This window comes from Nitrosospira sp. Is2 (genome assembly GCF_033095785.1).
Classification (GTDB): domain Bacteria; phylum Pseudomonadota; class Gammaproteobacteria; order Burkholderiales; family Nitrosomonadaceae; genus Nitrosospira.
Window position 1 is genome coordinate 890576 of sequence record NZ_CP137134.1, and the last position, 13099, is coordinate 903674.

Below are 13099 nucleotides of genomic sequence, written 5' to 3' on the forward strand. Positions count from 1 at the left end.
CAATTGAATGATGTATCTGGACGCAACGCCGGTTCTATCATCCCAGAAAAATTAGCGCCCCTGGGCACGAACCATGAAGTCCCCGCCGGTGAATATCAGGGTGAATCAAAAGCATCCCTCCATGACGCTGCCCCGTCAATCACGGAGGATGAAACAGCGCCAGCCCCCGCTTTAATTAATCGCAAGATAGCGACGGCACTATGGATACTGGCCATCATTGCGCTGATTGCTGCGCTACATTTCGCCCGTGCTTTCTTCGTTCCCCTATTATTCGGCATTCTCGTGAGCTATACGTTAGGGCCGATCGTGGACTGGTTCGAGCGCTATCACGTTCCGCGTGTAATCGCATCAGCATTGGTATTGGGCGCGCTCCTCGGCGGCACATCCTGGACGGTACTCTATTTAAGTGCCGATACTGAAGCAATCATCGAAAAGCTTCCCGAAGCTGCCCGAAAGCTGCGACAGAATCTGCACAATTTGTTATCCACTAAGCCGGCAACCCTCGAGCGTGTTCGGGAAGCTGCCAGCGAACTGGAAAACGCGGCTGTTGATGCCGGTTTGAAATCAGAAGCCGCACCGGTGGTTATTACCCAGGAACCCAACCCCAGCACATGGCTGCGGGACTTCGTACTCACTCAGGCGGCGCTCCTTGTCGCGTTTGCAGCGCAAGCTCCGGTAGTGTTGTTGCTTACTTACTTTCTGCTGGCCGCGGGTACGCATTTTAGACGCAAACTGGTAAAACTTGTCGGGCCGTCGCTGTCACGGAAGAAAGATGCAGTCCGGATACTTGAAGAGGTAGATGTACAGATCCAGCGCTACCTGCTTGTCATCCTGATATCAAACATTCTCATCGCGGTCCTGACATGGCTCGCCTTCGAAGCCATCGGACTCGACCATGCCGGCGCGTGGGGCGTAGCTGCCGGGGCGCTGCGCTTCATTCCGTATCTTGGAACAGTCACGATTGCGATCGCCAGTGGCATATCCGGCTTGCTGCAATTCGGGTCACTCCCGCTCGCACTCTCTGTAACAGCCGCTTCCGTGGTCGTTTCCTTCGTAATCGGAATGGTGTTTACGACATGGTTACAAGGAAAATTTGCGCGCGTGAACGCAGCCGTGCTCTTCATCGTCCTCTTATTTTTCGCCTGGCTGTGGGGATTGGCCGGCCTGTTGCTGGGCGCGCCACTGCTGGCTATCGCCAAAGTGGTTTGTGATCGAATTGAGTCGCTTAAACCGATCGGTGAACTGCTTGGGCGTTAGCAGGCAATCAACCGCAGCCAGCAATCCTTCAACATGCGCGGCCACAAAGAAGACAGCGGCTATTACCCTACTGCCCTTTCAGACCGAGCAACACTGATGTTTACTCGATTCTATTGCTGTGCTTAAGGCGGAGTGCCTGTTGTTTCCGCAACACATTGCCGATAGCCGGTTACGACGGTTGCTATGAGAAAAACGACACTGAGGCTTATGCTAGAATAGGCGCTCCGGAAGCGTGGCCGAGCGGTTTAAGGCACTGGTCTTGAAAACCAGCGACGGGCAACCGTCCGTGAGTTCGAATCTCACCGCTTCCGCCGCCCATCCTTCAAAACTCGTATGAATAAAGGATTTTTGAAGTTCCCACCCGTTTTGCTCTACAAATAAATACACAATCCGGACACCGACTCATTAATGGATGAGGTAAGACGGGTCCCATGAATTCTCGGGCTCGAACAGGCCGAGCTTCAGCCAGATCAGGCTAAGGGGTGGAATCCATTAGGAAGTCCGAGACTTGATGTCAAACCAGCTTGCGAGTTCATCAACTGTTGAGGACAGTTCACGCCTTTGTTCGATCGATAGTTTTTCTGCCTTAATGGTGTGCATGCCCCGGCCTGCCGGATCTCTTAATCCGATCGGGTCAATAAGCGCATTAAGTTTGCTTAGCGACTCCCGCGCATAGTCGTCCAAATCCACCGGGTCTACCTTACTTATGCCGGAAGCACATTCAGCAAAGGCATCCGCGATTGAAGCAGCTTCACCTTTAGGGTGAGGAAGCATGAGGTTACTGCGCGCTGTTTTGAATTTTTCAGCGGGAAATGAGAATCTCAACTAAGCCCCCTTATTTATAACGCACATCATTAAAGACAAGAACCCCATACTACGCTGAGAGCGAGGCTAAGAGAACACATATCTTTCTTGATTCCGATCATGACTCTACAGCTCCCACTTCGGCGCGCCACCTCTTGCGTGAATCCAGGGAATTGACAGGGTTGAGTAAGTGCTTTGGTTCGGTCTGGGCCTCTTTAAAGTCGCAGGGTCGACTACCGACAACCGATAACCCATACCCAAGCATGAAGGTCAATCCAGTTAGAAGCGGCACAGCGGTACCCACCGCACATCCGTTCGCCTCGATCAGGCGACTGTTCCACGTCATCAATAGCTGGGTGCGGAATCGCACAGATCGGATCATTTTTGAATGAGATTATTACCTCCTCGGCTTAAACAATATTTCTTAAATGAACGACGAAAGGACGGAACGGTGAATACAGCGAATTTGTTAGACATGTTCGGCTTAAGTGGCGACGCGGGAACCGATGATGAGCTAGGCGCGTTTCTTTTTCGTCTGGAATCGGAGACCCCCAAGTTATCGGACACGGACTCGATAGCAGCCATGTTCCCTTCAATGACGTATCTACATTTTGACGCCTAACCTGTAAACAAAAAAATCGGAACAGCCAAGGCTCAGTATCGAGGAAATTCGTTTTTAGTAGTGTCCTTTAGTAAATAGCACGCCAAAGCTCGTCCAACGTCGAAACCATTTAATAACTTTCTAAACTTCTTAATACCGTGCCTGCCTCCATCTATTGCTACCACTGCCATAAGCCCCATCCGCGGGAAGAGATGCAATTGTTCGCCACGAGAAATGGCAAACGATGGCGATGCGAGCGCAGCATCAAGGGCGCTCTGGCAGATAAGGAAACTCGCGACGCATTCGGGCGTCAGGCTTCAGAGGCAAATAAGGCAGAGGCTCAGGCGCGAATAAGAATGGCGGCAAAGACCGAACAATAATGCAGTAACGCTCTGGCGGACGTATTACGACGTATTACTTAACGTCTGAATACCTTCTGCTGGATAACAGGTTGAGCATTTTCACGTCTGCTGGGTGAAATGCTCGTCTGGTCCCTCCCGCCACCGATCATACTCGAAGCGTGATTTTGCCAAAACCCCTACGGCTATATTGGATTGGCATTGCAACTTTTTCCAAACATGAGTAGTCTTATGCAGTGTATAGTTGTTCGTCAACCTGGGAGACATCATGCAACAACCTGAACTTCGTTATTCTAGCCCGACTGCGCAGACCGGACTGGCGGTAGCCCGCAACAAGGTTTTGCGCAATACCTACTGGATGCTTGGCTTGACCATGATTCCGACGGTTATCGGCGCCATGATCGGGATGAGCACTAATTTCGCTTTCCTGGCGCAAGCTCCAATCATGGGGCCGCTGGTAATGCTTGCCATCATGATGGGTCTTTTGTTCGGTGTTAGCGCGACCCGCAACAGCGCGATGGGGATCGTATTGCTGTTTGTGTTTACCTTCGTCGCAGGCTGGTGGCTGGGCCCGATGCTGCAATACGCGCTTCACTTCAAGAACGGCGCTCAAGTCATCGCCACTGCCGCTGCGGGAACAGGCGCAATATTTTTCACCCTGGCAGGAATCGCTACCGTGACGAAGAAGGATTTCGGCTTCATGGGAAATTTCCTGTTCGTAGGATTAATACTGCTGATCATTGCTTCGCTTGCCAACCTATTCTTCGCCGTGCCAGCGGCCTCGCTCGCCATCTCGGCGGTGGCGGTGTTACTGTTCTCCGGCTTCATTCTGTTTGATGTAAGCCGCATCGTAAATGGTGGCGAAACGAATTACGTAATGGCGACGATGGGGCTTTATCTCAGCATCTATAACCTCTTCACCAGCCTTTTGCACCTGCTGTTGGCTTTCTCGGGCGAGAGAGACTGACGTAGCAAATGGCAGGCATAGCAGCATAAAAAAGGGCGGCTGAGTATAGCCGCCCTTTTCATTTCCCAGGTACTCCCCTTTAATCTTTCTCCTTCTCGAACAGCGCGATGGACTCGACATGCGCCGTATGGGGAAACATGTTGATCACCCCTGCCGCTTTCAATGAGTAGCCGTTCCGATGCACCAGCACCCCGGCGTCGCGGGCGAGCGTAGCAGGATTGCAGGAGACATAGACGATCCGCCAGGGCGGGGCTTGTTCTTTATTCAAGGAAGTTGCCACAGCCATTGCCCCTTCACGTGGAGGGTCGATGAGCATCTTGTCGAAGTGCCCCTGGTCTTGCATCCACCGCTCATCGATCTCGAACAGATTGGTTTCAGCAAACTTGGTACGTGGCGAAAGCTTATTGCGTTCCGAGTTCTCCGCAGCCCTGCGCACCAAGGTTGCGCTTCCCTCGTAGCCAGTAACGTATGCGCCCCGCCGCGCAATGGGCAGACTGAAATTCCCCAGCCCGCAAAACAGATCTGCAATACGCTCTCCAGGCCGCGGATCGAGGAGGTTTAGCGCGCGCCGCAACAGGACCCTATTCATCGAGGGGTTTACCTGGGTAAATTCCGTGGGATCGAACGGCATCACTATGTTGAATTCTGGCAGGGTGTAATTCAACTCGGGGGCGTTCTGCGGGTAGAAGCGATAAGCTGTTTTCGGTCCGCCAGGCTGCAGGAAAAATTGAATGCGATGCTGTTCGGCAAACGCCTTAAGCGTAGCCTCATCCTTCGAGGTGAGGGGCTCGAGGTTGCGCAAAACCAGCACGTCCACATCGTCGCCGAGCGAGACTTCGATCTGGGGCAGTCGCTGCCGTATGGAAAGGGCGTTAACCAGCTTCCGCAATGGCATGAGAAGCGCGGAAATGCGCTGGGGCATAATCTCGCACGTCTGCATGTCGGCGACGAAGCTGCTGCGCTTTTCATGAAAACCCACCAGCGCCGTGTCTTTTTTTGCCACGTAACGCACCGACAAACGGGCGCGGTACCGATAACCCCACGCTGCGCCATATACCGCAGGCAATATCAATTCCGGCTTGACCTTGCCGATATGCCTGAGATTATCTTCCAGGACACGCTGTTTCGCCGCCACTTGCGTGCGAGCATCCAGATGCTGCAGACTGCACCCGCCGCACGTCCCGAAATATTGGCATTGAGGGGTGACCCGGCCAAACGCGGGCTTGAGAATTTGCGCAACCTGCGCCAGTTCAAAGTTCTGTTTCTTGCGATAGGCGTTATAGGTAACCAGCTCGCCCGGCAACGCGCCTTCGATGAATATGACCTTGCCTTCCACATGGGCAACGCCACGTCCTTCCTGATCCAGGGATTCGATGATAACGGGAGTAATCATCTTTATGCCGCGGGAATCACGTGATCCGCCCCGAGAGCGGGAGTCGCGGGAGTTTAGACCCAATGAGCCAGAAACTCCTGCCAGTGAGGTTCGGAGGACTTGCTCAGGGTGAAGCGCACCAGTTCACATTCGCGCTGATACTGTTCATTGTCAAAGAGTCCGCGCATGAACTGAAAACGCAGGAACACGAGATAGGTATTGACTACATCGGTTTCGCAATAGTTGCGTATAGCAGCGATCTCGCCCGCCTGGAAGGCATGCCAGACTTGAGAACCATCCATGCCCAATTTTCCGGGCAAACCCATCAGCTTCGCCAGCTCATCCAGCGGCGCATTGGCACGGGGCTGATACAACGCGAGAATATCCATCAGATCGAGATGGCGGGTATGGTAGCGGCTAAGGTAATTGTTCCACTTGAAATCGCGGTCATCCTCACCCATGTCCCAATAGCGGCGCGCCTGAATACCGTGAACCAGGCTGCGATAATGAAGCACTGGAAGATCAAAACCACCGCCATTCCACGAAACCAGTTGCGGACTGTATTTCTCTATGCCTTCAAAAAACCGCCGGATGAGTTCGGCTTCAGAATCAGCAGTGCTTCCAAGCGACCAAACGCGAAAATCGTCCTTGTCGCGCAGCGCGCACGAAATCGTTACAATCTTCTGTAGATGCAACTGGACAAAATCATTGCCAACCGCCTGACGCCGCGACTGAAACGCCATTTCGGCAATGTCAGCAGGGGCGAGCTGCGGGCTGAGACCGTGAATTTTGCGCAATCCCTCGGTATCAGGGACGGCCTCGATATCGAAAACCAGTACAGGTGCCACGGTCGAGAGGCTTTAAGCCTTTAGCTTGTTTGAGGGAAGGATGGGGTCTTATTTTCTGACCCAAGCGCCGCTGGGACTCTGATACCACCATCCAGGCCGCGCCAACTCGATCCACCGCTGAGCAAAAGTCGAACGAATGTCCGTCTCCCACTCAGGATGACCGTTGGCGCGGGCGATTTCGCGGTAAAGGGCGTTTCTATCCTGGTTCTCGGCTGCAATCAGTGCATTGACGGTCTGCCGCGCCGAGAGTGGCAACTCGTTGGCATCCCGCATCGCGATCATACCGTCACGTGTAAGCCCTATCGCACCCCTGGAATAATACGGCTCAAGCTGATTGTGACGTTGCTGCATGCGCTGCTTGAGACTTGCAATCGCTGGGGTATCGATTTCGATATTTGCTTGCGTATAGCCGGCAAGCGGCACCAACGATAACAGCATTAACAGAAAAAAACGGGAGAGCGATAGCGGGTTGAGCATGGTATTCACCTCTACTTTTGCTGTTGCAGTTGCTGCTGCTGTACAGCAGGGTCGCTGGCGGGCTCCGGCGTCCTGGGTTTATCCGCGCCTTGTCCCCCTTGGCCTTCCTGTCCCCCCTGCCCTCCTTGTCCTTCTTCTCCCGGTTTTTTCAATTGCCACACTTCTTCGATTATCTTGTCGGCAGCCTTCTCGGCAGCAGCGGCAGGAAAATAAATATTGATGGTGACGCATCCGGGCAGAGCCATAGCCGTCAATGCGCACAAGCCTGCGCCCAAAAGTTTTTTCATGCTCTCTTTATTGAAAAACAGGTTTAATATCTCTTGCCTGCGTTATCCGCTGCAACCGGCTCACCAGCTCATCCCAATCGACGTTGCGATTATAGCCGATCACTGTAATCGCCGGGATTCCACCGCCTTTAACAATAAGATAGCCATGCGGTAGGGGTTCCGACTCTATCCCGCCCATGTGGAGATGCCGTGGCGCAGCGAACAGCTCCAGCCGATCTCCAGATAGCCAAACTGGTCGAAAAAATGCAGAAAGCTGCGTTGAATGGCCGCAGCTGCTCCCGATCCTCCAAGGGAGGAAATATTCTGGACCGCGGCCTGGCTAATCCGGCGGGGATAATTTCCGGCACTGCTCCTGATACTGGCATCGAACTTCACCGGCTTCCAGTCAAAAAGCTCGAGACCATTCACCGTTGCATCAATGCGGCCTTGCATGCTGCCGAACGAAAACGTACCGGTAAGCTGGTTGAGATCCAGATTGCGCATATCCAGATCAGCCATAAAAGAAGGTGCGGGTCCGAGCGGATCAAGCACTTTTAGATTCCCTAACTTAACTGTGCCGTCAAATACTTTGAAAAGCAGTGCGCCATCCACTTCAACAGCGGAACCATTGTAACTTACCCGGGGGATCGTGCCTGACAAAGTGCCTTTCATCGACTGCGTTGCAAGCGCTTCAGTCAGTTTTTCCATTGATATTGGCGAAAGCCCGCCGCTGAGTTGCCATTGCCAACCATTAAGTCCGCCCTCGGTTTGCGGTGAAGCATTGAAATCCTCCAGCGTAAGTTTCCCGTCCAGTACTGGCACCACCATTCGCGCGATACTGAAATTCGGTCCGTCAATTTGCAGGGGCACCTCAAACTCGCCTATCGGAAGCTTTCCCAACTGGCTGCTCCGGATACTGATGCCGGTCTGGGTCAAGCCTTGCGCTCGCCACGGAACGCGTGCATTTACCCCGCGAAATGCAAAGCGCCCATGCCCATCTTCAAAAGAGGTCTCATGCAGGTTCACGTTGAGCGACTGATGGGCACCTTGGCGGAATTGCCATTGAATTCCGGCACGCCCTTCGGCCTTCAGCTCGGCAAAAGGCGTGTTCACCAGAAAAGGCTTCAGAACCTGGCTGAACACACCCCCCAACTCAAGGTTATCCGCCCTCAAGTCGAAGTCACGCAAAGAAGTGACTGACGTGTCTACCACACCCGAGAAATCCATCTCGCCGATATCCTTGAGAAAAAGATTTCCTTTGGCCAGGCGAAGGATGGTTTCGTACAAATCACCGCTCGCGTTAAAACGATAGTCTCGGCCGACGAAGTAGAGCGGCTGCCAGAAAACTTCACCTTGCAGCCAGTTCACTCCAGTCTGCCATTCCCACAGCCTCCTTGTCGGGCCGCACCCTCGCTTGGCGTTTATGTTAACCTCAACACCGATGTTCTCGCCTGCGTGCAATCCACTCGCGTCGCTGAACGCCAGTTCATTCACGGCCACATTCGCACTAATTTCTGCAACGCCGTCTGCGTTGCCTCGCAGTGTGATCTTGCCATTGATATTACCCTTCGTAGAGGAAGGCAGAATTTCACCTCCTGCAATCGGCAGAAGCCCCTGGAGTTGTGCCAGTTGGCCGTTCGCAGCCGTAAGCCTGCCCTCCCACCCCGCTCTTCCCCAGCGGGCAGACAGCCTCCAGCCTTCGCTCGCCGCATCGGTTGTAGCCTGGAGCTGTACGTCCAGTGTCTTGTCGGCAGAAGAAAAAAGGAAAGCGACGGGGAGCGGTGGAGCCGGGGAGACCCTTAGCACGCCCTTTTCGCAACGAACCGCGCTACCCGTAACCTGAAACTTGGCGCAGGAAAATCGTAGATCACGCCAGCTTTTCCCCTGTACCTCCATTTCTCCCAGTTTAATCTCCAGCACAGAAGCCCGTGAACCAGCCAGGCTAACCTGAACGCCTTTTGAATTTAAAAAGGGACTCTGAACGTCATCGATGGAAAGTGTAATGCGGGATTCAGCGTATGCGGAAAAGCTCGCGATCAAGAATGGTGTCAATATTTTGACGAGCTTTATCATTACGATCAGCCATGAATCGCCAGCGGGTTAATGGCGCTGACAACGCGGGCACTTAACGAGGCACGATACTACGCTGGGAAAACGCCCGTCGAAAGATAACGATCGCCGCGGTCGCATACGATTGAGACAATAGTGGCGTTTTCTGTCGCGGCGGAAATTTTGAGTGCAGCGGCCAATGCGCCCCCGGACGAAATACCCGCAAAAATCCCCTCCTCGCGTGCCAACTGCCGGGTTGTTTCCTCGGCCTCAGCCTGAGAAACGAGCATAATTCGATCCACCCTGCGAGGATCGTAGATTTTTGGCAGATAGGCTTCGGGCCACTTCCGAATTCCCGGAATCTGGGCGCCCTCTTCCGGCTGGACACCGATGATTTGTATCTCCGGTTTTCTTTCCTTGAAATACCGTGAGCAACCCATGATAGTTCCAGTGGTCCCCATGCTGCTTACGAGGTGGGTAATCTCGCCCCCCGTATCCCGCCAGATCTCGGGAGCAGTGGCTTCGTAGTGCGCCCCGGGGTTGTCGGGGCTGGCGAACTGATCCAGAATAATCCCGCGGTCCTCGGTGCGCATACGCTCGGCCACATCGCGGGCTTCTTCCATGCCTCCTTCTTTTGGCGTGAGTATAATCTCGGCGCCATAGGCTTTCATGGATTGCCGCCGTTCGATGCTGAGATGCTCCGGCATCACGAGCAGCATGCGATAACCCATCATCGCTGCTGCCATCGCCAGCGCAATCCCCGTATTTCCGCTGGTGGCCTCTATCAAAGTATCGCCCGGCTTGATCTCTCCCCTTTCCTGCGCGTGCGTAATCATCGACAGCGCCGGCCGGTCTTTTACCGAACCGGCAGGATTATTGCCCTCCAGCTTGACGAGAACAACATTGCCGGTATTTCCCGGCAGGCGCTTGAGTTTTACCAGTGGCGTGTTGCCGACGAAGTTTTCCAGGGTCTTGTACATGAAAAAGGAATTGAGAAAGACGATGCTTGATTATGGCATACGGCCAAACAAATGGTAGAGCCGAAGATTAAGGCAGCCCAAAACTCGCTACCGTGGGCGTTTGAGTAACTTCGAGCGTCCAGCCAACTGTCTGTTTTATTTGATGGGAGGCTTGGCGTCCTTCTTGACTGCAGAGGTGCTCCCAACGGTCACATCCTTGCGGAGCCGCTTCATAGTCGCCGGGCCAATGCCATTGACGTTTTGCAAGTCGTCTGCCGATTTGAAAGGACCATTCTTCTTGCGATAATCGACAATTGCCTTGGCTTTCGCCGGGCCAATTCCCTGCAATGACTCCAGTTCGGCCTGGGTAGCTGTGTTGATGTTGACCGCCCCGAACGCTGCACCGGTAAGTGCGAACAAGGTGACGATAATCAGAAACAGTTTTTTCATGAACTCTTCCCCACATTTGGCTAGCTTAGAGGTAGCTTTGAAGCGCAATGTTTACCGGAAGAATCGGTAAGCGATTTTTCTGGATAAAAGCACCCTCGGGGCCCTCAAAATCAGCGCATCGCAGCACTGCCTTCAAACGGTACAGCAAAGGGTATATATTGGGCGGGCAATGTCGGGCAGCCATATTTTATCCGTGATTCCTATTTATTACGGCTGGCCCAGGCTAAACCTGTGTTGAAATTAAAACGGGTGTGTATGCCAAGACATGTTAAGAAAGTTGTAAGCGCATGATTTTGCCTAAATAATGCATTATTTATAATGTTTAACATCGGAACTGTAAATAAATAGGTAGATACATGCAAAAGTTATTTACATAATTTCTCAGAGATATATTAGCCCAATTTTAATCGGCGTTCGCTCAAAACTCGCTAAGCATTTATAGCTAACAATCCATCAGCTCGTGGGTCATCAGAAGCGGCCAGATTCTAGTTTTGAATCCCAGCAGAATTGGGGGGACATCAGGATGTCGGTCACAAGAGGTACCAGACGTATGTCCCGAAGGTAGGGAACTGCAAATAGTTTCCCGTTCCCATTAGAAAATGTAGCAAATACACTTACAAAATAAAAAAGGGTCGAAAACGACCCTTCACTTTTAAATTCTAGTCAGATCACCACCGCAGCTTCTGCGCTTCTTGAAGAAGTCGTTCCAGTACAGGTGAAGTTTGAACTGTAACTAGACATGACTTTGCATATACGTTCAAGCTAACCACGTTAGCTGAACCTACATCATTTTGTCCAACAAGAGTTGTAGTTGTGGGTGGATTGAAATCTAAGCTCAATTGCCGATCGTCTAAGTTTACGTATTGTGACATTATCATCTCCCCTATCATAAAGTTTAGAGGACTAGGCTTCTGCCGACAACCCCTTTTCTTCTAAATCCTCTATCACTTTGGACAAATGCGCGACCACCTTCAATTCATATTGCCGGTAATCATCAAGATACTCAGGGATTTTTTTCTCTGCCTCACGAACACTAATTTTTACTGCCTTGCCATTTTTATCTTTTCGCTCATCAGAAGGTGTAAATATGTTTAAGTATTGCCTTGGTGCAACTCCCTCAAAGTGTAGAAACTCAACCCGTTGGATGCTATTCCCTAATCCTCCAGGCTGTCCATCCACGTCGATAGCATCACCGTGTAACTGCACGGCTAGACTCTTTTCATACGGCTCCAAGTAATAAACACGTTTTATGCCCGCAGCCACGATATGTCGAGCACAGTTATGACAAGGAAAGGTGTACGTAAACAAGGTTGCGCCTTCTGTACGCCCGTTGCCCTTAAATGCGAGAGAAACTATTGCATCCATCTCTGCATGAATTGACCTTGAAAACTCAATTAGACCGCCCAGACGAGTATCCGCATGGGCCGCATCAGCGATATCTTTAGATAGTTCGCGCACGTTTAGCTTTTTCAGCACATCTTTTTGTTCGTCTGTTGCATCGATAACGAGATCAGTAACAGCTTTACCGAGCTTGGCATCAATTAGAGATTCAATCTCTTTAACAACATTTCGTTTGTAGAGATCGTTGAAGCACTGGGCATCTTCCAGTTTTACGCATCGCGCGTCGCTTCTGCCGTCTTCTGGGCCATACAAACCACCACCCGCCTTAGGGACGTCATTTCTGCCGGTTGCTATGACTACACCATCATCGTTCATAATCGATGCCCCTACCTGCCTCGATAGGCAAGCGGATCTCAGGCCCGATGCATAGGCTACATACATTCCATACTCTTCTCTGCTGGGAGAAATTCCGTTGAACCCATGAATTAGGTCGTTCGCGCGTTTAATCTGGTACTCAAGTGCATCCACATTTGCATGGTCGTTTCGAAGAAAAAAATCTGCCAGTTGAAGAGCCTTATCCAGTTGTTGCCCGTTTTTTTCAAGCTGCTTCCTATCGCGCTCAACCAACTCAGAAATACGGTTCTGCGGAACGCCATCCGCCTTCAACCGATTAGCGCGACGGGCTGAAGTACTCAGAACCCCGAATTGGTAAAATAAGTTCCCATATACAGCACGAAGTAAAGTCACTTCATCTTGATGTTTCAACTGATCGATTAAATATGCCGTACGCACTGGAACGTAGTCAGTTACCTCTTCAATTTTTGGACTAATCTCGCTTGTTCTAATCTCAGCAATCTTTTTTATCGCGTATTCGGCAAGAATATCGCTTTGAATTTGCCTTAATTCATTACCGGCATCCTGTAATTTAATATATCTCTCAGCTTTATCAGACAGATTTTCTGGTAATACTTTGAGAAGGCCTTTTGTAAGGCATTCCTCCAAGTATTCACTTATTTTGATGTGTCGAACCTGATAACCAGCTGCTGATAGCAATTCGGAATATTTCTCCTTCACAGCGCGAATTCCGCTGCCGATTGGCCCAGCAAAGGCGATTACCAGTTCCTTGGACTTGCGTTCTGCAATAACGTCTCTCGGACGCTTGCTACTGCTATCCGATTCCTTTATCAGCGCCATGGGTCGAACTTTCTTCTCAGCTACTGACATATCTCCCCTTAATGCTTTTCAAGCTTTTTATCACAGATCAAATACTTCCATAACGCTTCATTAACATAAGCTCAACCGTAAGTAAACAACAAAAAACCCAGTGTCTACGAGGGAGCACTGGGCGT

General features: G+C 51.6%; 12 protein-coding genes and 1 tRNA gene. 4 read left to right on the forward strand and 9 right to left on the reverse strand.

All coding sequences use genetic code 11. From position 1 onward, the window contains the following. Positions 1–3 precede the first annotated feature (3 nt). Positions 4–1257 carry an AI-2E family transporter gene (locus R5L00_RS04025; protein ID WP_317653478.1) on the forward strand — a complete coding sequence of 418 codons (1254 nt, stop codon included), beginning with the start codon at positions 4–6 and terminating at the stop codon, positions 1255–1257. Between the two features lie 226 nt (positions 1258–1483). Beyond that, a tRNA-Ser gene (locus R5L00_RS04030) sits at positions 1484–1568 on the forward strand. Positions 1569–1749: 181 nt separating this feature from the next. Here the strand turns inward: R5L00_RS04030 and R5L00_RS04035 are convergent. Continuing rightward, complete coding sequence (locus R5L00_RS04035; protein ID WP_317653479.1) at positions 1750–2082, reverse strand: hypothetical protein; 333 nt, start codon at positions 2080–2082, stop codon at positions 1750–1752. Between the two features lie 798 nt (positions 2083–2880). Between R5L00_RS04035 and R5L00_RS04040 the strand changes: the two genes are divergently transcribed. Both R5L00_RS04040 and R5L00_RS04045 read left to right on the forward strand, forming a co-directional pair. Next, a complete protein-coding gene (locus R5L00_RS04040) occupies positions 2881–3042 on the forward strand; it encodes a hypothetical protein (protein WP_317653481.1) in 162 nt (53 codons plus the stop codon). A gap of 247 nt (positions 3043–3289) precedes the next feature. Beyond that, a complete protein-coding gene (locus R5L00_RS04045; RefSeq protein ID WP_317653483.1) occupies positions 3290–3988 on the forward strand; it encodes a Bax inhibitor-1/YccA family protein in 699 nt (232 codons plus the stop codon). Between the two features lie 79 nt (positions 3989–4067). Here R5L00_RS04045 and rlmD read toward each other — a convergent pair whose 3' ends face one another. The 8 genes from rlmD to R5L00_RS04085 all read right to left on the reverse strand — a co-directional run bounded on the left by rlmD (position 4068) and on the right by R5L00_RS04085 (position 12974). Further along, positions 4068–5381: a 23S rRNA (uracil(1939)-C(5))-methyltransferase RlmD gene (gene rlmD, locus R5L00_RS04050; RefSeq protein ID WP_317653484.1), complete on the reverse strand. Its 1314-nt coding sequence runs from the start codon at positions 5379–5381 to the stop codon at positions 4068–4070. Positions 5382–5434: 53 nt separating this feature from the next. Next, a complete protein-coding gene (locus tag R5L00_RS04055) occupies positions 5435–6208 on the reverse strand; it encodes a 3'-5' exonuclease (RefSeq protein WP_317653485.1) in 774 nt (257 codons plus the stop codon). Positions 6209–6256: 48 nt separating this feature from the next. Next, a complete protein-coding gene (locus R5L00_RS04060) occupies positions 6257–6685 on the reverse strand; it encodes a YdbL family protein (RefSeq protein WP_317653486.1) in 429 nt (142 codons plus the stop codon). Positions 6686–6696: 11 nt separating this feature from the next. Beyond that, positions 6697–6972 (reverse strand): hypothetical protein, encoded by a 276-nt coding sequence (locus R5L00_RS04065; RefSeq protein WP_107692142.1) that lies wholly within the window; start codon positions 6970–6972, stop codon positions 6697–6699. A 165-nt stretch (positions 6973–7137) separates the two neighbouring features. Then, positions 7138–9024 (reverse strand): hypothetical protein, encoded by a 1887-nt coding sequence (locus tag R5L00_RS04070; protein ID WP_317653487.1) that lies wholly within the window; start codon positions 9022–9024, stop codon positions 7138–7140. Positions 9025–9092: 68 nt separating this feature from the next. Continuing rightward, entirely contained in the window at positions 9093–9980 is an 888-nt protein-coding gene (gene cysM / locus R5L00_RS04075) for a cysteine synthase CysM (protein ID WP_107692140.1), read from the reverse strand. 135 nt (positions 9981–10115) lie between these two features. Beyond that, positions 10116–10409 (reverse strand): ComEA family DNA-binding protein, encoded by a 294-nt coding sequence (locus R5L00_RS04080; RefSeq protein ID WP_317653488.1) that lies wholly within the window; start codon positions 10407–10409, stop codon positions 10116–10118. Positions 10410–11312: 903 nt separating this feature from the next. After that, positions 11313–12974: an anti-phage dCTP deaminase gene (locus R5L00_RS04085; protein ID WP_317653490.1), complete on the reverse strand. Its 1662-nt coding sequence runs from the start codon at positions 12972–12974 to the stop codon at positions 11313–11315. Between the last annotated feature and the right edge of the window lie 125 nt (positions 12975–13099).